The organism is Serratia sp. DD3, assembly GCF_000496755.2.
This window is the reverse complement of record NZ_AYKS02000067.1, coordinates 69,677-91,317: the sequence shown is the minus strand read 5'-3', so window position 1 is coordinate 91,317 and position 21,641 is coordinate 69,677. Positions and strand designations below refer to the sequence as shown.

Below are 21,641 nucleotides of genomic sequence, written 5' to 3'. Positions count from 1 at the left end.
TTTATCTCCCCGTATAGGGTAACGGGTTACGTAACCAATCCGCATAGGCACTGGCATGGCTATACACTAGCTCACGCTTCTGGCGACGAGCCCAATAGATAATCATTGGCTTTATCCAGTGCATATGACACATCGCTGCTGTTAGCTCAAAAGGCCGCAATATCTCCTCTATCGGATAACGATTATAGCCGCTGGTACTATAGGCGCCTTGAGGCTCACCCGTGGTGATCACCGAACGCCAATATTTGCCTGCCAGCGCATTCCCCCCCACACCGCTGGAGAAACCTCGAACCAAAACGCGATCAATCCACTCTTTCATCAATGCTGGGCAACTATAGGTATAGAGTGGATGTTGGAAAACGATGACTTGATGATCACGCAGCAACTGCTGCTCATACTCAATATCAATAAAAAAATCGGGGTAGTGTGCATAGAGATCATGCACGGTAACATGCTGCAATTGCTCTGCCGCACCTAATAGAATACGGTTTACCACCGATTCCTGGGGCTCAGGGTGAATATATAACAACAGAATCTTAGGCGGCTGCGACATTATTTCTACGTTCAAAATTGCCAGTCTCCCTTCCCCATACAATTAAATCCGATAAAATACCTGGTGCCCTTCAAGTGGCTGAAATGGAGACTCAACTTGAAACAACTTGGGTATCTATGACCTGTTCACTTACAATCATGCCAATTTAACATACTCTGAACAAACGGCGCTCTATGATTGTTTTCTCCTCGCTACAAATCCGACGCGGTACTCGTGTCCTGCTGGACAACGCTACTGCGACGGTTAATCCTGGTCAAAAAGTCGGCCTGGTCGGTAAAAACGGCTGTGGTAAATCGACCCTGCTGGCACTGCTGAAAGGGGAGATTAGCGCAGACGGTGGTAGCTACACCTTCCCCAGTAACTGGCGACTAGCCTGGGTTAATCAGGAGACTCCGGCATTAGACGTGCCTGCCATTGAGTATGTTATTGATGGTGACCGGGAGTTTCGTCAGCTTGAAGGGGAATTGCAGTTAGCCAATGAACGTAATGATGGCCACGCGATTGCCACCTTGCACGGCAAACTCGATGCCCTGGATGCCTGGACGATTCGCCCTCGGGCAGCCAGCCTGCTACATGGATTAGGTTTTTCCAACGAACAGTTACAAAGTCCGGTGCGTGCTTTCTCGGGGGGATGGCGTATGCGCCTTAATCTGGCACAGGCGCTGATTTGTCGATCAGACCTGCTGTTACTGGATGAACCCACCAACCACCTGGATCTCGATGCAGTGATCTGGCTGGAGCGCTGGCTGAAAAGCTATCAGGGTACTTTGGTGCTGATTTCCCATGACCGTGACTTCCTCGACCCGATTGTCGATAAAATTCTGCATATCGAAAATCAAACCATTAACGAATATACCGGTAATTACTCGTCATTTGAGCGCCAACGGGTGACCAAACTGGCACAACAGCAGTCACTTTATCAGAGCCAGCAAGAAAAAGTGGCACACCTGCAAAGTTATATCGACCGCTTTCGTGCTAAAGCATCCAAAGCCAAGCAGGCGCAGAGTCGCATTAAAATGTTAGAGCGTATGGAGTTGATTGCCCCCGCTCATGTCGATAACCCGTTCAGTTTCAGTTTTCGCGAACCGGAAAACCTGCCCAATCCATTATTGCGCATGGAGAAAGTGAGTGCAGGTTATGGCGATACAGTGGTTCTGCAATCGATTAAACTCAATTTGGTACCCGGTTCACGCATTGGCCTGCTGGGGCGCAACGGTGCCGGTAAATCGACGCTGATTAAAATACTGGCCGGTACGCTGCAACCGCTGAGCGGAGAAGTTGGGCTGGCAAAGGGGATCAAGCTAGGCTATTTCGCCCAACATCAATTGGAATTACTGCGTGCCGATGAGTCACCGCTCCAACATTTGAGCCGTATCGCTCCCCGGGTACTGGAACAGCAGTTGCGTGATTATCTCGGTGGCTTCGGCTTCCAGGGCGATAAAGTCACTGAAGTCAGCGAGCGTTTTTCTGGCGGGGAAAAAGCACGGCTGGTACTGGCATTGATCGTCTGGCAACGCCCTAACCTACTGTTATTGGATGAACCCACCAACCACCTTGATTTGGATATGCGCCAGGCACTGACTGAAGCGCTAATTGACTTCGAAGGCGCGTTAGTGGTGGTTTCGCACGATCGCCACTTACTGCGTTCCACCACCGATGACCTCTATCTGGTGCATGATGGCCAGGTGGAGCCGTTTGAAGGTGATCTCGATGATTATCAACAGTGGCTGAGTGACCTGCAAAAGCAGCAGGCACAACAGGACGCGGCACCGAAACAAGATAACGGCAACAGCGCACAGGCACGTAAAGACCAAAAGCGCCGTGAAGCAGAATTTCGCACCCAAACCCAGCCTCTGCGCAAACAAATCACCAAACTGGAACAGCAGATGGAAAAACTGGGAGCAGAATTGGCGTTGGTGGAAGAGCAATTAGCAGACTCTGCGCTGTATGATATCAATCGTAAAACTGAACTGACTGAATGTTTGCAAAAACAAAGCCAAGCCAAGTCAGCCCTGGAAGAGACGGAAATGACCTGGCTGGAAGCGCAAGAGCAGTTGGAGCATCTAACTCAGGAGTTTGAGTCAGGAAATTAGACCTTATCTTACTACAGCAATTGAAGCTCACCTTATATAACAAGGTGAGCTTATTATTTAAACCAGCATATGAACACCCCTTCAGATACTCAATTATTTTGAGCATCATCAACAATAATATTGTGGGTAGTATCAATAAAAATAGTATAAAAATGGTATGGCTTTAATCTTTAAATATTTTAAATTCACCTCTGGATAATTAACATGATGAAATTAGCTAAAATAATATTCTTTGCTGGCATTATCACCTCAGGCTCTTTTAATGCATACGCGCAAGAAAACAAACAAAATGTAGACTTGTCAAAGTTCAGATTTAGCTACGAAGAAATGCAGCAAATTGCCAATCCCAAGTTGCTATCTCACCGTATTTTCTATCAAAACCCTTCTGTAGGTCCAGATGCAGCTTGGTTTGATGCCGTGAAGCAAGGCAATTTAGCTGCGGTTAAAAAGATGGTCGAAGCAGGGCAAAATCTTGAGGCTAAAGACGAAGCATCTTTAGGGCAAACAGCATTAGGCTGGGCGGCGTTCATTGGTTATTTAGATATCGTTAAATATCTGACGGAGCAAGGGGCTGATATTCGCGCTACAGATAGAGCAGATGTTTATAATACGGTCAAATCCGCTGTTATGGGTAAAAATGCCGAGGTTGTTAAATATCTGCATGAACGCTTAAAGAATGAAGTGGACTGGGATGCCAAAGAGCAGGATGGTGAAACATTATTTATGGTCGCCGCTGTAGATGGCAGACTCGACATCGTAAAATACATTCTACAATTCAATCCGGACTTGAATGTCGTTGCAGTAAACGAGAAGCCTAAAATTAATGCTAGCCCTCTCAGCGGAGCTTGCGAACGTGGCTTTACCGACGTTGCAAATCTTCTGATAGAAAAAGGGGCGATCAACCATAAAACAGGTAAATCAAGCTGCGATTAATGCTCCAGGCCCTTCTCCTCGCGAGAAGGGCCATCTGCACTTTTAACTTGCTTGTAAACCAGCCAAACGTTGGCGAATCTGTTCCAATGACTCCTGATGATAGAGTTGACCATCCAGAAAACGCGTTTTAAGTTCCCCTTGCTGTTCCTGCTGCCAATCCTGATTATCCAGCAATTGGTATTCGCCTTGGTCATCGCGAATCACCCGTAATAAACCACGTGCAGACTGTTTTAACCCACTGTCTGTCTTGGGTTGTTTGAAAATCGCACGCCCAACACCATTCACCTCACCATAAGTGGCTTTCATGGCAAACCCAAAAGTATCACGCGTATTATATTGATAAGTAAAGGAACCAACTCCAAAGACCACATTGGAGCTGGCAAAACCTTTCGCCTCCAAGCGACGCATTATTTCTTGTGCACGTTCCAGGGTAATAGAGTCGCCATAGATCAGCCCAACGTGAGGATCCAATACCTTGTAGCCCTTACTGTTGACCGTGCCACCAAATATTTCCCACAACACTTCCACTGAACCTTTCTCTTCTGCGCTACGCTGCGCACGATGATCACTGTCATCACCAGTACCACACAGAATAGCTACCGGGTCGCCACTGTCGGGGCGAAATACCACACGGCCATCACGCGCCATAATTTTGCTGTATAACTCACGGGTAAACTCTGTGAGCACTTTCCAGTAATCCCAGGTATCCGAAACAATAGAAACTAGGCCATTGGGGTAAAGGTCTTCAATCAAACGGCGAAAAGTCTCTATTTCCGTTGCCTGTTCTCCCATACACATCACGCTGTGTTCGGTGGCAGGGATACTGCCAGCCACAAAGTAGTCATCAGTGGTGGGGTAATAGCGCTGCGCATAGAGAATGGCAGGTATATTGTCGGTACCTTTGAAACTGAGCAAATGCCCTACTCCGGCTTGAGCAACATCATGCATACCCGACATACCACGGAAAGAGAAATCGTGACATTGGAAGTCAATGTGTGTCATATCATCACAGGTTTTCTCTGCCCACTGCTGGCAGATCTTGCGGTAGTGATGGGCAATGGTGGCATTAGTCGACGCTTTCCACAGTTCAGCAGAGATCACGGTTTCCAAGTAATTGACCAACCAAAAGAACTCATCGATGGTATTGGTGATAGTCAGTACCGGTATCTTCATCTTTACTTTGCTGCCTTCATCCAGCCCTTTGATATGCAGGGGCAGATAACCCAATCGATGTAAGTCACGAATATGTTCCACAGACACCCGATCCTGACCAATATAGCTGTCCATCAAGCGTTTATAATCTGCTACCACTTGCTCTTCCGGTTGAGCAAAAAACTGCTGGTTGAATAGATCCACCATAAACCAGCGCAAAAAACCCTGTAAACCAAAGAACACCAGTTGTCCATCTGGCTGCGGAGAGATAAAAAAGCGATCACTGCGTGGTGTGAAGTTCGAATACACCCGAGTGGTACCCAACGGATACTGCTCACGGTGAGAGACTTTGTAACCATCAATTGCCAGAATGGGATTTGTTAACATAATGAGTTCCTTAACAGGCGTAGATTTTTTCAATATCAATTAATTCAACACGTTTCTCAGCGAGATCCGCAGTTGCATACGACGTCGTGGTGTAAATGTTTGCGATGCCCTGGTTCAGTAAATGCGCGGTACCTTGTGAAAACACGCCATGGGTAACATACAGGTTTACCTGACGTGCACCGGCTGCGTGCAATACGGCTGCTGCACCAATAAAAGTGCCACCACCGTCACACAGGTCATCAACAATCAGCACGTCCCTACCAGATACATCCCCCTTTAACACTTCAAAACCCGTCAATTTACCGCTGAGTACATCACGTTGCTTAGACATAATGCCGTATTCCGTAACGCCGAAATGTGCCGCGACCGCGTGGATCTTTTTCAACGCCCCGGCGTCTGGTGCCATCAACAACAGTTGGGGTTGGCTCAATAACGCGGTCAACCTACTGCTGTGTTCCATACACTGTTGTTGGCTAGTGATGTGCATGTTATTAACCACAGCGGCAGACACTTCACTATGAGGATCCAGCACCCGCACTCGGTCAAAACCCAGGGTATTCAATAACTGACCGAACACTTTCAGTGCAAAGCTATCACCCGATGTCATATGACGATCCTGACGGGCATAGGGTAAATAAGCCAGTTCGAGCACACTGGTGCTAATCAGGTAGTGGTGGCGTACTGCCTGCACCAATTGTGCCAACAGCATAAAATCATCCATGCTATTCATGGCCGCTGCACGAATACGCATGTGAGAAACATCACGCCTTGCTGGCGGTTGAAAGCGGGCATAAACCGCCCCATCAGGAAACTGCCCGGTAGTCACTTCCACTGCCATTTGGTCCAAAAACAACTGTAGTTTTACGCTCATACTTCCCCCTGATAGTTATTGTCCCTTAGACACTTATATTATTGTCTAAGGGACAATAACTAGCAAGCAGAAAATTAACCAATGAATAAATTATTGATAAAGCATTGTTTATAAGGAATTTATTTTCAATGTACTTGCCTTGCGGCATCGGGTATCAGTTGCTATTATTGTCTTAAAGACCTTTTCCGAACACAGCGATGACAACAGAAACCGAATACCTCAGAAATTACGATCCTCAACGTTTCCCTTCACCGATCGTGACTGTAGACAGCGTCTTGTTTACCGTTTATCGCGGGCAGCTTTGTGTGCTCTTGGCCAAACGTGCCAATCACCCTTTTTTGCATCATTGGGGGCTACCGGGTGGTTTTATCGATCTGTTGCGTGACAGTTCCACACAAGCAACCGCAGAACGAAAGTTGATGGAGAAAACCGGGATCGTACCGCCGTATCTTGCACAGTTGGAGAGTTTTTCCGGCGCGAAAAGAGATCCACGCGGCTGGAGCCTGACTACTGTCTATTTTGCGTTGATCGCTCATGCCGATTGCCAGGCACATATCATTGATGTGGATGACGTCGCCTGGTTGCCACTGGAAACATTGTCAGCCCACTCGCTGGCGTTCGATCATCGCCAAATTATCGACGCGGCCTTACAACGGCTGCGGCAGAAAACGACTTACTCCATGTTGCCGATCTACTGCCTACCAACAGAGTTCACTTTATCCCAGCTACAAGAAGTCATTGAGATTATCCTGTCACATCCGGTGCAGCGCAAAAGCCTGGTACGGCGTTTTACTGCCTCAGAAATGTTTGAAGAAACTGGCGAGATGGCAGTGACAGGGGCACGTAAGGCCCGCTTATATCGTAAAAAAGCAGGAGTCGATATGAGAAATTTTTCTCGAAACCTGCTGATAGACTCATTTTCAGGCGAATAAAGGCAGCCTAGCAAAAAAACGAAACAATACCTCGAGCCAAACATTAACTAAGGGCTGTTGACGATTTTAACGGCCAAATCCTGTCAGAGATTGATATTACCCCGCAAGAAGATCTGAGCATAGCCCCCTAATAGTGAGCGTTCCCCGTGCAATTCACAGAACAATTCACCCCCGCGGGATGATATCTGCCTGGCATGTAACTCATGGCGGCCTAAACAGGCGGTCCAGTAGGGCAACAATGTGCAGTGTGCTGAGCCCGTCACCGGGTCCTCACAGCGATCCAACGAAAAGTAGCGCGAGACAAAATCCACGTTATCTCCAGGTGCCGTCACGATAATGCCACAGCCAAAGTGATCAATCAGGGCGGGAATATCCGGCTGTAACGCTTTGACCTGGGCTTCATTAGCCAATACCACCATCATCGCTTTGGCTTGCCAGACCTCCTGCGGTTGAACCCCCAGCAATGCCGCCAACTGTGCCGGTTCATCGATTTTTTGAGGAGGGCGAGACGGGAAATCCAGAATCAAACGCTCACCGTCAGCCACATCACGCTTAACTTGCAGTTCACCGCTGGCAGAACGGAAACGAATCTCTTTCAACCCCGCATCGACCACGTTGAGTAACACATGCGCCGCGGCCAACGTGGCATGCCCACAGAGATCAACCTCCCTCGTTGGCGTAAACCAGCGGATCGCCTGCATATCGCCATCATTCCAGACAAAACTGGTTTCAGGTAGGTGTAACTCATTGGCGATAGCTTGCATTTGCGCCGTTTCCAGCGGTTGTTTCAGCAAACAAACACCTGCAGGATTGCCACGCAGCCCGACACCGATAAAAGCGTCAACATGAAAGTAATTGTCGTTCATTAGCATTTCCTCAACGCCAAATCAGTAGGACACAGGCCGCAGTTAACAGCCCCATCGAAACGTTAAAAATAATCCAGGCCTTTTTGCTACGTAGCAAACGGCCAATCACCGTACCGAACCCCAACCAGATGACCCCAGCAACAAGATTCACCAGCAGTAGAGCACCGGAGATGATCAAAATAGAGTGATAGTACTGAACACCAGCCAAGCTAAAGCTGGTGACCGCCCCCAACGTCATCAACCAGGCTTTAGGGTTAAGGAATTGCAGTAATCCCCCCTGATATAACCTTACTGGCTCTGGCGGTGCCGCATCCATCTCTAATCGTTCATAAGCGGCGGTGGCCACTTTCCACGCCAACCATAATAGATAGAGGCTACCCAGGACCTTCAAGGTGATATGCAAAGCAGGATAAATTAAAAGTAAGCCCCCCACACCAAATGCCACCAACAATAAGATGCTTTGCATCCCCAGCATGATACCCACCATCAGCCACAGAGAACGCATAAAACCGAAATTGGCCCCGGAGGTGGTCAGTAATAAATTGTTCGGGCCTGGTGTAATCGCCGCAACCCATAGGAAACCTAACAACGAAACAAATAAACTCAGTTCCATGAAGTGGGTACTCCTCACCCAAATGCTTTTTTTGCCGTATGATTAGAGACAACAAGGCTACTGCTTGTCAGGCGCAGATGTCAGGGTATTGAAACTAACAGTGCGGAATTAATCACACAATAGCCACCAACGCGATTTTTATTCACTATGCATGAATCCTTTCGCCCTCTGATAGGGGCCAGCAATCCACATTTGCAAACGCTGTTACCGCGGCTGGTTCGTCGCCGCGTACTGCTGCAACCCCACTGGCAACGGCTGGCATTGCCCGATGGTGATTTTGTCGATCTGGCTTGGAGTGAAGACCCACAACTGGCGCGGGAAAAACCGCGTGTGGTGTTATTCCATGGGTTGGAGGGGAGTTTTTACAGCCCTTACGCCCATGGACAACTCAATGCCTGCCGCAACAAAGGTTGGCTGGGTGTCGTGATGCATTTCCGTGGCTGCAGTGGCGTACCCAATCGCAAACCACGCCTCTATCATTCAGGTGAAACGGAAGATGCCCGTTTTTTCCTACAGTGGTTAAGCAACAATTTTGGCGAAGTCCCGACGGCTGCGGTCGGGTTTTCCCTTGGTGGCAATATGTTGGCTTACTATCTGGCACAACAGGGAGACAGCAGCCTGTTACAAGCTGCAGTGGTTATTTCTGCCCCACTGATGCTGGAACCTTGTGCTATTCGCATGGAACAAGGATTTTCGCGTGTATATCAACACTATCTGCTGGACCAGTTAAAACAGAATGCTACGCGTAAACTCCTGCATTATCCCGGTACCTTACCACTGAATCTGGCACAGTTAAGTAAACTGCGGCGTATCCGTGAATTTGATGAAGTGATTACCTCGCGCATTTACGGTTTTACTAATGCCATTGATTACTATCGGCGCTGCAGCGCATTACCGTTATTGCCAAAGGTCACCCTGCCGTTATTGATTATTCATGCCAAAGACGATCCTTTTATGACCGATAAAGTGATCCCTGACCTTGCTCACTTACCACCTAATATCGAATATCAGTTGACGGAATATGGGGGTCACCTAGGCTTTGTCAGCGGTAACTTTAGAAAACCGCAAATGTGGCTGGAACAGCGAATTCCAACCTGGCTCACTCCTTTTTTGGAATTAGGCAAATGATTATCCCCTGGCGAGATATTGCACCAGAAACCCTGAATAACTTGATCGAATCCTTCGTCCTGCGAGAAGGCACCGATTATGGCGAGCACGAACGGTCACTGGAACAAAAAGTGCATGATGTGGTCCGTCAACTGAAAAATGGCGAAGTGGTACTGATATGGTCGGAATTACATGAAACTATCAATATCATGCCGAGTGGTCAGATCCCCACTGAGCAAGAGAATATTTAGTCACGCCAGCCTATGATTGACCAAAAAAATCAGGTAACAATGGATTATCGTTGAACAACGCCTATGCAGTTAATACGGAGTGACAAAACACCATGTCTGCCAAACACCCCATTATCGCAGTGACCGGCTCCAGTGGCGCGGGTACCACTACCACCAGTCTGGCGTTTCGCAAAATTTTTCAACAGTTGAAAATCAGTGCAGCGCAACTGGAGGGGGACAGTTTTCACCGCTATACCCGACCTGAAATGGATGCGGAAATCCGTAAAGCACGCGATCTTGGTCGTCATATCAGCTATCTCGGCCCAGAGGCTAATGACTTTAACCTACTGGAGCAGAGCTTTATCCAATACGGTAAAAATGGCACTGGGCAGTCACGTAAATACCTGCACACCTATGATGAAGCCGTCCCTTACAACCAGGTACCGGGTACCTTTACCCCTTGGGAACCCTTGCCATCACCAACCGATGTCCTGTTTTACGAAGGATTGCATGGTGGCGTGGTGACCCATCAAATCGACGTAGCCAAGCATGTTGACCTGCTGGTGGGGGTCGTCCCCATCGTTAACCTGGAGTGGATGCAAAAGTTAGTTCGCGATACTGGCGAACGCGGTCACTCCCGTGAAGCCGTGATGGATTCTGTGGTCCGTTCAATGGAAGATTATATCAACTACATCACGCCACAATTTTCACGAACCCATATCAATTTCCAGCGGGTTCCCACCGTAGATACGTCCAATCCCTTTGCGGCCAAAGCGATCCCCTCGCTGGATGAAAGCCTGGTGGTGATCCATTTCCGTGGCTTGGAACAGATCGATTTCCCCTATCTTCTAGCCATGTTGCAAGGGTCATTTATTTCACATATCAATACGTTGGTGGTACCTGGTGGTAAAATGGGGCTGGCAATGGAGCTGATTATGACGCCACTGGTGCAACGACTACTGGAAGGCAAGAAAATCGAATAATATCGAATCATGTAGGTGGGAGGCGATTAATCTCACGCCTGTGATACTCCGTTTCATCTGCAATCCAGGCGGGTGACACGCCCTCTCGACAGTCTGCTGCAGACACAACGTTTGCACAAAAATCGCCGCAGCCCAAAACGGCACGGCGATGCTTAGCGTTATTCCGTGTCAACATGACACAGAGTAGTGCTCAATCAACTTCATGGATTTCAAAACTGTGGGTAATAGTGGCCGCTTTGCCCAGCATCAGGGAAACGGAGCAATATTTTTCGGCAGAAAGGTCTACCGCACGTTCCACCACCTTTTCGGTTAGCCCTTTTCCGGTGACAATAAAATGCAGATTGATGTGGGTAAACAGTCGAGGTGCCTCTTCACGGCGTTCTGAAGTCAGTTTCACCTCACAATCGCGCACATCATTGCGGCCTTTTTGCAAGATCGACACCACATCGATAGCGCTGCAGCCCCCCACAGACATCAACACAATTTCCATTGGGCTTGGGGCCTTATCACCCGCATTACCATCCATCAAAATCTGATGGCCGGAAGCAGACTCCCCCAAAAATGTCAGCCCTTCTACCCACTTCACTCTTGCCTGCATATTGTTCACTCCGATTATTTTTTAAAATCAACGTACGCTTTCATAGAGAAACTGGCAACGAAACCTGACACTAATCATGCTGAAACGAGACAACACAAGACACCCGCCTCACTCTGTGCTACAAACACAGCTGCAATACTTTTTTCATGGCATCAATTTCAGGGATATATCCTAAGATCATTGGTGAGTTAATGGAACCTAGCTTGCAGCACTTAATACGAGTTAATATGTTAGTGTATAAGTGATTTTTTTACCCAGATTCGTTCAAACTGCCGGTAGGCGACAAACGAACGAGTCAACTACGGCTTGAGTGACAACGGGGATATACCTCACCTCAAAACCTGTTGATAGCCACAACTAAAACATCAGGCTATAAGCACGTTTTACAGGGAACTCTGACCCCTGTGATACAAGGCAGCGATAACAACAGAGGATAATAGCGCATGGTTCTCGGCAAACCGCAAACAGACCCGACTCTTGAATGGTTCCTGTCTCATTGCCACATCCACAAATATCCATCAAAGAGTACGCTGATTCACCAAGGTGAAAAAGCGGAAACTCTTTACTACATCGTCAAAGGTTCCGTCGCGGTGTTGATTAAGGATGAAGAAGGCAAAGAGATGATCCTCTCCTACCTAAATCAGGGGGATTTCATCGGCGAGCTTGGATTATTTGAAGAAGGCCAGGAACGAAGTGCCTGGGTAAGGGCGAAAAGTGCCTGTGAAGTAGCTGAAATTTCCTATAAGAAATTTCGCCAGCTCATTCAGGTTAACCCGGATATTCTGATGCGCCTATCTGCACAAATGGCAAGTCGCCTGCAAGTCACCTCAGAGAAGGTAGGTAACCTCGCTTTTCTTGATGTGACTGGCCGTATCGCACAAACCTTGCTGAACCTGGCAAAACAGCCTGATGCGATGACTCACCCGGATGGTATGCAAATCAAAATTACCCGCCAGGAAATTGGTCAGATCGTCGGTTGTTCACGTGAAACTGTTGGCCGCATTTTGAAAATGCTTGAAGATCAAAATTTGATTTCCGCTCATGGCAAAACCATTGTCGTGTACGGTACCCGTTAATCATTAAAGAAACGGCGCTGCAATGCGCCGTTCTTTGTCTGCTGAACAGCAAAACATGTGGCGCCGCCTGATCTACCATCCAGAAGTGAACTATGCCCTGCGACAAACGTTGGTGTTGTGCCTGCCTGTCGTTGTGGGTTTACTGCTGGGCCACCTGCAACAGGGGCTGTTGTTCTCGTTAGTGCCTGTCTGTTGCAATATCGCCGGGCTGGATACCCCTCATAAGCGCTTTTTCAAGCGCCTGATAATCGGCGGGGCACTGTTCGCTCTCAGCTGTGTTTTGTTGCAACAGGCGCTGTTGTGGCATATCCCATTACCCTTACTGATGCTTGCTATGGCGCTATTGCTGGGTGTCAGCGGGGAAATCAGCCCACTACATGCACGCTTGCTGCCCGCAGCACTGGTTGCGGCCATTTTCTCTCTGAGCATGGATGGCCTACCTATTTGGTATGCCCCGCTACTGTATGCCGTAGGCACTCTCTGGTACGGCCTGTTCACTTGGTTTTGGTTTAAGTTATGGAAAGAACAGCCAATCCGTGAATCTTTAAACCAACTCTATATACAGTTAGCTGATTATTTTGAAGCCAAATATTCGCTGCTGACCCAACATACTGATCCTGAAACCGCGCTACCGCCACTGTTGCAACGCCAACAGCAAGTGATGGACCTGATCAGTTTGCTATATCAGCAGATTAACTTTCTGCCACACGCCAATAATATGGAACAAAAACGCCTGCAACGAACGTTCCAAGTGGCACTCGACCTGCAAGAACACATTAGCGTCAGCCTCCACCAGCCAGAAGAAGTGCAAAAATTGGTGGAGCAGAGCCAAGCTGAGGCGATCATTCGTCGTAATGCTCAAGTAATCGCTGCACGTTTACGCGTTGTCGCAGAAGATATCCTCTATCATCGGCACTCTCGCCGTTTTAGCATGAAACACGAATTGGCCGCGCTGGAGAAAGTGGCTACACGGCATGCTGATAATCCCGTTGGCCAGTTTTGTTACTACCATTTCAGCCGTATTGCTCGCCTGTTACGTACACAGCATCCTCTTTATCGCCGAGACCTGATGGCCAACCAGTCACGGTTACCCTTCTGGCCTGCAGTGGTAAGCTATTTATCGTTCAAATCCAACGCACTACGCAATGCAGCCCGGCTGGGAGTCATATTGGCTGTAGGCAGTAGCCTAGGCCTGCTGTTGCATCTGCCAAAACCCTATTGGATCTTACTGACCATCATGTTTGTCAGCCAGAACGGTTATAACGCTACACGAGTAAGAATACAGCACCGTGCCCTCGGCACACTGATTGGGCTGGTGATTGCAGCAGGGCTTTTGCAACTGCAGTTACCAGAATATGTGACGCTAAGCATTATGCTGGCGATCACCCTAACCGCTTATCTGTTCTTGCGTAAAAACTATGGGCTGGCAGTAACCGGATTTACCATTACCGCCGTCTATACCTTGCAAATACTGGATCTCAGCGGCAGTCATTTACTGATACCTCGGCTGATTGATACCTTGATTGGTTGTGTGTTGGTCTTTGGTGGAACGATCTGGTTATGGCCACAATGGCAAAGCGGTCTACTACGCAAAAACGCTCACCAGGCGCTGGAACAGGATCAGGCCGCATTACGTTTATTACTGGAAGAACAAGAGCCGAACCCAAGCAAACTGGCTTATGCGCGGATGCAGGTAAACCAGTCACACAATGCCTTATTTACTTCGCTCAATCAGGCAATGCAGGAGCCGGGTTTTGAATCAAATTATCTGGCAGATATGCGTTTGTGGATCACCCACAGTCAGTTTATTGTCGAACACCTCAATGCCATGACCATTCTGGCCCGTGAACATTACATGCTGACACCCCAGTTGGCGGAAGAGTATCTGCAAAGTTGTGAAATCGCGCTGCAAAGTTGTCAGCAGCGGCTGGAATATGATGGCCCAAGCGTCAGCAACAGCGTTATGCGCCCACCGGTTTTACAACCCAATATGCCCATTAGCGAAATGGAACGTCACTTACAGCGTATTCTTTCCCACTTGGCGTTAATGCATACCATCTCTTCGCTGGCTTGGCGCCAGCGCCCACATCATGGTCTCTGGCTAAAACGGAAACTACGGGATAAGTGACTAGGCTAAACTCTGGATAAAAAGCCGCTAACAGCTCTTTGTCAGGCCACGGTGTCTATACGGGTATTTGATTAGCAATTTCGATCAAATTATTGTCGGGGTCCCTAATATAGAGTGACATAATTGAGCCGATAGCCCCCGTCCTCTCTATCGGCCCTTGTTCTATTGTTACCCCTAATTTAACTAACTCCTCAACAACTTGCCGTAGAGGTGTCGCACAGATAAAACACAAATCGGCGGATCCGGGCGTCGGATGGCCTGCATTAGGGAGAAACTCCTCACCGACCTGATGCAGGTTAATCTTTTGCTGCCCAAAGACTAACGCTTTGCGGTTCCCCCGAAAGGTGACAATATCAAAACCAAGAACCTGATGGTAAAAGTCGCAACTGCGTTCGACGCTGTTAACGGTCAAGACTAAATGGTCCAGGTATTCTATTTTCATCTTATGTCCTCGTCTGTCCATCACTCATCAAAGCAATGATGCGTCATGTTACCCCCAACTTTGGTGAAGTATTCCAAAGAGAAGAACATGTCGCATCATCGAATTAAGTTGGAATTGAGGTTCCAAGCACATTCACCGCCTTGTTAGACCAGTCTACCGCCATCTTCTTGTTCTCGGCCGACTTGTCTTGACGATTATTGGTTGCTGGCATTCACCACATCCTGTACCGCCAATTCAAACAGCGCCATACCTTTATCAATATCTTGCAACTCCACCACCAGGGAAGGTGCAAAACGGATCACATTTGGCCCAGCATTGAGGATCATCAAACCACGGGCTGCTGCCGCAGTAAGAAAATCTCGCGCTTTGCCGTGGTATTCCGCCTTCAACTCTGCGCCAATCAATAAGCCCATGCCGCGAATATCACTGAAAATAGCGTACTTCTTATTAATCGCCTGCAAAGCGCGTTCAAATACGCCCCGACGTTGTTCAATACCACTCAACACTTCCTGCGTATTGATAACGTCCAATGCTGCTTCTGCCACTGCGCAGGCCAGTGGATTACCCCCATAAGTGGTGCCATGTGTACCCACCTGCATCACTGCGGCAATCTCCTCAGTGGTCAACATCGCACTCACCGGGAAGCCGCCCCCTAGCGCCTTGGCGGTAGTCAGGATATCCGGGGTAACATCGTAATGCATATAGGTAAACAGCTTGCCACTACGCCCCATGCCACTTTGCACTTCATCAAACACCAGCAACGCCTGATACTTGTCGCACAATTCACGCACCCCTTTGAGGAACGTCGCATCAGCCACCGTGATACCGCCTTCCCCTTGTATCGGCTCCATCACCACCGCACAGGTGTGATCGTCGATTACCGCTTTCACTGCGGCCAAATCATTAAACGGTACATGGACGATATCCGCGGGCTTCGGGCCAAAACCATCAGAATATTTTGCCTGCCCACCCACGGAAACCGTAAACAGCGTGCGACCATGGAATCCATTATTAAAGGCAATAATCTTGGTTTTATAGGGACTGTGGCGAGTGATGGCATAGTGACGAGCGAGCTTGAAAGCCGCTTCATTGGCTTCAGCGCCGGAGTTGGCAAAAAACACCCGGTCCGCAAAGGTAGCTTTGATCAGCTTGGTTGCCAAACGCAACGCGGGTTCATTGGTAAATACATTGCTGGTATGCCACAGGGTTTCACCCTGCTGCTTTAACGCGGCGACCAGTGCGGGATGGCAGTGTCCCAACGCTGTTACCGCAATCCCCCCCGAGAAATCAACATACTCTTTCCCTTGCTGATCCCACACTCGGCTGCCTTGGCCTTTTACTGGCACAAACTGTGCGGGTGCATAAACAGGCAGGATCACCTGATCAAAAGTACTGCGATTGACGACGGTTTTTTCGCTCATTACTGGCTCCAGACGAATAGCTATCAAGTGAAAATATAATCACAAAATATGCATAAAAAACCAAGCGAGAGCAAACTTAAATTTTAAGGAAATTATCCAACAGTTGATGCCCCTGTTCGCTCAGAATGCTCTCTGGATGAAATTGCACCCCTTCCAGAGCCAACGTGCGATGGCGGATACCCATAATTTCATCACGCTCACCATCACGTTCACTCCAGGCGGTCACCTCAAAACAATCTGGCAATGTGGCGGCATCCAATATCAACGAATGATAACGGGTAACCGTCAACGGATTATTCAGTCCCTTAAAAACGCCCTGCCCAGTATGGCGAATAGCCGACGTTTTACCATGCATCACCGCCCGCGCACGCACCACATCAGCACCAAACGCCTGACCGATCGCCTGATGCCCCAGGCAAACTCCGAGGATAGGTAATTTACCGGCAAAATGGCGGATAGCCGCCAATGAAACACCCGCCTCATTCGGCGTACAGGGGCCGGGGGAGATCACCAAATGCTGCGGAGCCAACTGCTCAATATCGGCCAGTTGCAGTGCATCATTACGCTTAACCCGCACTTCTGCTCCCAGCTCGCAGAAATACTGATAAAGGTTATAAGTAAAAGAATCATAGTTATCGATCAGCAGAACCATAGTTATCTCAATTTAGAAACGATACCCAACTCTTCTTTCAGCGATTTCAGATAACGACGGCTAACGGGTATGGGTTCCCCCACCGACATAATCATTTCTGCCGCGCCACTCTCTTCAAAACGGATCTCTTTAACCTGCTCAAGATTGACCAGATATTGCCGATGGCAACGTACCAACGGCGTGCGATTTTCCAAGGTGCGCAATGTCAGTTCAGTGAAGCACTCCATACCATCATTACGCACCACATACACCCCCGTTGAGCGGGAGCGAATGGCAATTACCTCGTCGAAGCGCAACAAATAAATCCGGCTGTGGCCGGTACAGGGAATGTATTTCAGATAACCGGCGCTCTCTTCCAGCGCTTCAATATCCTGCGGAGCACGGCGTTGATGTAAACGCTGCAGTGTTTTATTCAACCGTTGAGGCTCAGCAGGTTTCAGTAAGTAATCGAACGCATGCTCTTCAAAGGCCCGCAGTGCATATTCATCATAAGCCGTCAAAAACACGATATAGGGCATACGATTGGGGTCAAGCATACCCACCATTTCCAAGCCGCTGATTCGAGGCATTTGGATATCGAGAAATACCACATCCGGTTGCAAACGGTGGATTTGGCTAATCGCTTCAATCGCATTGGCACACTCACCAATAACGGTGACCCCCTCCTCCGCTTCCAATAGATGACGCAGGTTATCACGCGCAGAGGGCTCATCATCAACAATCAATACTCGCAACATCAGGCCAACCTCGCCAATGGCACATGCAGGGTAATACAGGTAAACATTTCAGGCTCACAAGAAACCTGTATACCGTAACCCTCGCCATAACGGACACGGATACGCCGATCGACCAGATTCATTCCCAGTCCGCTACCTGCGGTGGGTTTACCGAACAATCCCGCATTATCCGTCACCTGCAACAGCAAGTGTTCCTCCTCCTGCCGGGCACCGATATCAATACGCCCTACCCCCAACAGATGTGATGTCCCATGCTTAATCGCATTTTCTACAATCGGCTGCAGTGAGAAAGCCGGCAACTTCGCCGCCAATAACTCTTCAGGCAATGAAACTTTGATCTCCAACCGTTCAGCAAAACGGGCCTTTTCAATCTGCAGATAAGCGTTCACGTGTTCAATTTCATCAGCCAATGTGACTTCATCATCTGAGCGCTTCAGATTTTTGCGAAAAAAAGTGGAGAGATACTGAACCAATTCACAAGCCTTCTCACCATCACGGCGAATCACCGCCACCAGGGTATTCAAGGCATTAAACAGGAAATGTGGGTTAACTTGGGCATGGAGCAGTTTGATCTCTGACTGCGCCAATAGCTGTTTATGACGCTCATATTGTCCGGCCATGATTTGCGCCGACAGCAAGCTGGCAATCCCTTCGCCAAGGGTACGATTAATGGTACTGAATAGTTTGGTTTTGGGCTCATAGAGCTTGATAGTCCCAATCACTCGCTGATTCTCACCCCGCATAGGGATCACCAAGGTTGAACCTAATTTACAGTTGGAGTTAATTGAACAGCAGAAAGAGAGTTCATTGCCATCCGCGTAAACCACTTCGTTATTATCAATGGCACGCTGAGAATGAACGGAAGAGATAGGGGTACCCGGCAGGTGATGATCGGCTCCCATGCCGATAAAGGCCAACAACTTATCACGATCGGTGATGGCTACAGCGCCGATACCCAGCTCCTGGTAAATCACCCGCGCTACCTTCATACTGTTTTCTTGATCAAATCCCTGACGCAAAATACCTTCAGTACGTTCAGCAATTTTCAGTGCCTTGGAGGAGAATGCACTGGTATATTTCTCGAACATTGCCCGTCTATCCAGCAAGATCTGCATAAACATGGCAGCACCCACCGTATTGGCAATTATCATCGGCAAAGCGATATGCTCTACCAACCGTAGCGCTTCCGGGAAAGGGCGTGCGACCAGCAAAATAATGGCCATTTGTAACACTTCTGCCGCTAATGCGACCCCCGCGACAAACAAAGGATTAAACAGCAAGTCAATCCGCCCTCGCCGCATGGCAATAATATGCACCACGCCACCGACCAATCCTTCTGCTACTGTGGATATGGCACAAGCAACATCCGTCATTCCCCCCAGTGTATAACGGTGTAAACCGCCGGTCAGGCCGACCAGAAAGCCAACAGAAGGCCCCCCCAGCAGCCCGCCAAAGACGGCACCAATAGCACGGGTATTAGCAATTGAGTCCTGAATATGCAGACCAAAATAGGTACCCATAATGCAGAACACAGAGAAAATAACGTAACACAACAGTTTGTGTGGCAGACGAATAGTCACCTGCGTCAATGGAATAAAGAGTCGCGTCTTGCTCAGTAAATAGGCAATGACAAGATAGACGCACATCTGCTGTAGTAGCAGCAAGACCTGGTTAAATTCGAACATAGCAGCAGCTCATCGGGATAACGGAGGCAAATAAAAGAAGTCTGTTATCTGCAACTCAAGTCGCCTAGGCGTTGGCTATCGTCGCGCACCAGCCACTTGAATAAGTCAGGGTATCTACAGGGGTATATTAAATCATGCGGCATTGAAAAAAACCGTGATGCCAACAAAGCTTCGTGAGGGAAAACAGACCGGCTCCTGATGGGAACCGGCCACACTTGAGTTATGGCAGCACTTTCGCTGACAGGATAACAATCGGTTTACTGGGTACATTCTGATAAGGGCCAACATTGCTGGTTGGTACCTGGGAGATTTTGTCTACCACTTCCATCCCTTTCACCACCTTACCAAACACCGCATAACCAAAATCACGTTGGCCATGGTCCAGAAAAGCATTGTCTGCCACATTCAAGAAAAACTGACTGGTCGCGCTGTCTTGATCCGCGGTACGCGCCATGGAAATGGTGCCGCGCAAGTTACGCAGACCATTATCAGCCTCATTTTTGATCGAAGCATTGGTGGTTTTTTGCTGCATATCGGCAGTAAAACCACCACCTTGCACCATAAAGCCGGGGATCACACGATGAAATATCGTATTGTTGTAATAACCACTGTTCACGTAGTCAACAAAGTTCTTGGTAGAAATGGGGGCCTTCTTACTATCGAGCTCTAACTCGATATTCCCTGCGGTGGTAGTCAGCATGATGTGAGGTCCCGCAGCAGCCAAGGCAGCAGGGATCATCGCTGACAAGGAACACAGTGCAACGAAGGTCACTAAAGTACGTTTGAACATGAACGGGTCCTTTCTCTAAGAGACAAACAACGGAAAATCGCTCTGATTTTAAACAGCCACACCCGACAGCGCCAGCCATTTACTTATATTTACTCAACAATTAGACATTTCTTAATTAGGCTGAATTTCGCTGCCGACAGTATGGTCCCCATCCCTCTTTTTGCCAAGTCGCTCACGACACTATTTATCACTTTTACTTTTTATGACAATAGGCCGGAAAAACCGCCAGACTTACCACTTCAGCCTCTACCAGGCGGGTTGCTCGGTGGTCTGTAGATATCCAGATAAATAGATCAGTTGATATCAGCCCGCCTTGCACCTCGACGCCCATGCAAGCTACCGCAATAAGCCAGCAGCTTGCATGACAACAGCTATAAAGTACACAACTCAAGGATGGGGAACAAAACCCACAGCTTGATACACTTTCGCCAACGTTTCCTGTGCCCGAGCCCGGGCTTTCGCCGCTCCGTCACGCATCACCTGCTGCAGGAACACTTCATCGTTACGGTAACGGTGATAACGCTCTTGCAGGCCACTCAACATGTCGGAAACAGCTTCAGCAACCGCCCCTTTCAAGTGGCCATACATCTGGCCTTCGAACTCCGTTTCCAATTGGGCGATGCTTTTACCCGTCACGCCAGACAGAATATCCAACAAGTTGGAAACACCTGCCTTGTTCGCCACGTCATAGCGGATAACCGGTGGGTCTTGTGAATCCGTCATCGCACGTTTGATTTTTTTGGTCACCGCCTTCGGGTCTTCCAACAAACCAATCACGTTGTTGCGATTTTCATCGGACTTGGACATTTTCTTAGTCGGCTCCTGCAGCGACATCACACGTGCACCGGATTTCGGAATAAACGGCTCAGGAACCTTGAAAATATCGCCATACAGTGCATTGAAACGCTGACCAACATCACGACTCAATTCCAGATGTTGTTTTTGATCCTCTCCTACTGGCACTTGATTAGTCTGATACAGCAGAATGTCTGCCGCCATCAATACCGGGTAGCTGAACAGGCCGGCATTAATGTTTTCCGCATAGCGCGTAGACTTATCTTTAAACTGGGTCATGCGGTTCAGTTCACCAAAATAAGTGTAACAGTTGAGCACCCAGCTTAGTTGTGTATGTTCCGGCACATGAGACTGCACGAAAATAGTGCTTTTCTCTGGATCGATACCACAGGCCAAGTACAACGCCAGGGTATCCAGTGTCGCTTTACGCAACTGTTGCGCATCCTGACGCACCGTGATGGCATGCAGATCAACGATACAGTAAATGCAGTCAAACTCATCCTGCATCTGCACCCACTGACGCAACGCCCCCATATAGTTGCCAATAGTCAGTTCACCGGATGGCTGTGCGCCACTGAATACGATAGGCTTACTCAT

At 48.5% G+C, this 21,641-nt stretch carries 21 protein-coding genes; 8 read left to right on the top strand and 13 right to left on the bottom strand.

Annotation, left to right across the window (positions count from 1 at the left end; genetic code table 11):
• Window position 1: 1 nt before the first annotated feature.
• Window positions 2-553, bottom strand: coding sequence for a glutathione-regulated potassium-efflux system ancillary protein KefG (kefG, locus tag IO95_RS12010; protein WP_037385501.1), 552 nt, complete (start codon window positions 551-553; stop codon window positions 2-4).
• 173 nt (window positions 554-726) lie between these two features.
• On the opposite strand from kefG, the gene IO95_RS12005 reads away from it, so the two are divergent.
• Window positions 727-2,646: an ABC transporter ATP-binding protein gene (locus IO95_RS12005; RefSeq protein WP_023492797.1), complete on the top strand. Its 1,920-nt coding sequence runs from the start codon at window positions 727-729 to the stop codon at window positions 2,644-2,646.
• A gap of 204 nt (window positions 2,647-2,850) precedes the next feature.
• On the top strand, window positions 2,851-3,579 hold the full coding sequence (locus IO95_RS12000) for an ankyrin repeat domain-containing protein (protein ID WP_023492623.1): 729 nt from the start codon (window positions 2,851-2,853) through the stop codon (window positions 3,577-3,579).
• A 42-nt stretch (window positions 3,580-3,621) separates the two neighbouring features.
• Here the strand turns inward: IO95_RS12000 and IO95_RS11995 are convergent, their stop codons facing one another.
• Together IO95_RS11995 and prs are read right to left on the bottom strand one after the other, a co-directional pair.
• Window positions 3,622-5,118, bottom strand: coding sequence for a nicotinate phosphoribosyltransferase (locus IO95_RS11995; RefSeq protein WP_037385498.1), 1,497 nt, complete (start codon window positions 5,116-5,118; stop codon window positions 3,622-3,624).
• A gap of 10 nt (window positions 5,119-5,128) precedes the next feature.
• Window positions 5,129-5,989 carry a ribose-phosphate diphosphokinase gene (gene prs, locus IO95_RS11990; protein ID WP_037385495.1) on the bottom strand — a complete coding sequence of 287 codons (861 nt, stop codon included), beginning with the start codon at window positions 5,987-5,989 and terminating at the stop codon, window positions 5,129-5,131.
• 197 nt (window positions 5,990-6,186) lie between these two features.
• On the opposite strand from prs, the gene IO95_RS11985 reads away from it, so the two are divergent.
• A complete protein-coding gene (locus IO95_RS11985) occupies window positions 6,187-6,921 on the top strand; it encodes an NUDIX domain-containing protein (protein ID WP_023490142.1) in 735 nt (244 codons plus the stop codon).
• 83 nt (window positions 6,922-7,004) lie between these two features.
• Here the strand turns inward: IO95_RS11985 and IO95_RS11980 are convergent, their stop codons facing one another.
• A complete protein-coding gene (locus IO95_RS11980; RefSeq protein ID WP_023490143.1) occupies window positions 7,005-7,787 on the bottom strand; it encodes a PhzF family phenazine biosynthesis protein in 783 nt (260 codons plus the stop codon).
• Window positions 7,788-7,797: 10 nt separating this feature from the next.
• Window positions 7,798-8,400 carry a LysE family translocator gene (locus IO95_RS11975; RefSeq protein ID WP_023490144.1) on the bottom strand — a complete coding sequence of 201 codons (603 nt, stop codon included), beginning with the start codon at window positions 8,398-8,400 and terminating at the stop codon, window positions 7,798-7,800.
• A 147-nt stretch (window positions 8,401-8,547) separates the two neighbouring features.
• Between IO95_RS11975 and IO95_RS11970 the strand changes: the two genes are divergently transcribed.
• The 3 genes from IO95_RS11970 (at window position 8,548) to IO95_RS11960 (ending at window position 10,720) form a co-directional block, all read left to right on the top strand.
• Window positions 8,548-9,528: a hydrolase gene (locus tag IO95_RS11970; protein WP_023490145.1), complete on the top strand. Its 981-nt coding sequence runs from the start codon at window positions 8,548-8,550 to the stop codon at window positions 9,526-9,528.
• Window positions 9,525-9,758, top strand: coding sequence for a YheU family protein (locus tag IO95_RS11965; RefSeq protein WP_023490146.1), 234 nt, complete (start codon window positions 9,525-9,527; stop codon window positions 9,756-9,758). The genes IO95_RS11970 and IO95_RS11965 overlap by 4 nt, the downstream gene beginning before the upstream one ends.
• Before the next feature lie 92 nt (window positions 9,759-9,850).
• A complete protein-coding gene (locus IO95_RS11960; RefSeq protein WP_023491067.1) occupies window positions 9,851-10,720 on the top strand; it encodes a phosphoribulokinase in 870 nt (289 codons plus the stop codon).
• A 190-nt stretch (window positions 10,721-10,910) separates the two neighbouring features.
• Here the strand turns inward: IO95_RS11960 and IO95_RS11955 are convergent, their stop codons facing one another.
• Entirely contained in the window at window positions 10,911-11,318 is a 408-nt protein-coding gene (locus IO95_RS11955) for an OsmC family protein (protein WP_023491066.1), read from the bottom strand.
• Window positions 11,319-11,761: 443 nt separating this feature from the next.
• Between IO95_RS11955 and crp the strand changes: the two genes are divergently transcribed.
• Both crp and IO95_RS11945 read left to right on the top strand, forming a co-directional pair.
• The gene (gene crp / locus IO95_RS11950) at window positions 11,762-12,394 is read left to right on the top strand and encodes a cAMP-activated global transcriptional regulator CRP (protein WP_023489059.1); all 633 of its coding nucleotides are present in this window, start codon (window positions 11,762-11,764) and stop codon (window positions 12,392-12,394) included.
• Window positions 12,395-12,449: 55 nt separating this feature from the next.
• Complete coding sequence (locus IO95_RS11945) at window positions 12,450-14,522, top strand: YccS/YhfK family putative transporter (RefSeq protein ID WP_037385572.1); 2,073 nt, start codon at window positions 12,450-12,452, stop codon at window positions 14,520-14,522.
• 55 nt (window positions 14,523-14,577) lie between these two features.
• Here the strand turns inward: IO95_RS11945 and IO95_RS11940 are convergent, their stop codons facing one another.
• The 7 genes from IO95_RS11940 to trpS form a co-directional block, all read right to left on the bottom strand.
• Window positions 14,578-14,964, bottom strand: a complete 387-nt coding sequence (locus tag IO95_RS11940) for a VOC family protein (protein WP_023489057.1) — start codon at window positions 14,962-14,964, stop codon at window positions 14,578-14,580.
• A 194-nt stretch (window positions 14,965-15,158) separates the two neighbouring features.
• A complete protein-coding gene (locus tag IO95_RS11935) occupies window positions 15,159-16,385 on the bottom strand; it encodes an aspartate aminotransferase family protein (protein ID WP_023489056.1) in 1,227 nt (408 codons plus the stop codon).
• Window positions 16,386-16,461: 76 nt separating this feature from the next.
• The gene (locus IO95_RS11930; RefSeq protein ID WP_023489055.1) at window positions 16,462-17,037 is read right to left on the bottom strand and encodes an aminodeoxychorismate synthase component II; all 576 of its coding nucleotides are present in this window, start codon (window positions 17,035-17,037) and stop codon (window positions 16,462-16,464) included.
• Between the two features lie 2 nt (window positions 17,038-17,039).
• The gene (gene btsR, locus IO95_RS11925) at window positions 17,040-17,774 is read right to left on the bottom strand and encodes a two-component system response regulator BtsR (RefSeq protein WP_023489054.1); all 735 of its coding nucleotides are present in this window, start codon (window positions 17,772-17,774) and stop codon (window positions 17,040-17,042) included.
• A complete protein-coding gene (locus IO95_RS11920) occupies window positions 17,774-19,459 on the bottom strand; it encodes a sensor histidine kinase (protein ID WP_023489053.1) in 1,686 nt (561 codons plus the stop codon). Before IO95_RS11920 ends, btsR begins: the two co-directional genes overlap by 1 nt.
• 220 nt (window positions 19,460-19,679) lie before the next feature.
• The gene (gene ppiA, locus IO95_RS11915) at window positions 19,680-20,249 is read right to left on the bottom strand and encodes a peptidylprolyl isomerase A (protein WP_023489052.1); all 570 of its coding nucleotides are present in this window, start codon (window positions 20,247-20,249) and stop codon (window positions 19,680-19,682) included.
• A gap of 387 nt (window positions 20,250-20,636) precedes the next feature.
• Complete coding sequence (gene trpS, locus IO95_RS11910; protein WP_023489051.1) at window positions 20,637-21,641, bottom strand: tryptophan--tRNA ligase; 1,005 nt, start codon at window positions 21,639-21,641, stop codon at window positions 20,637-20,639.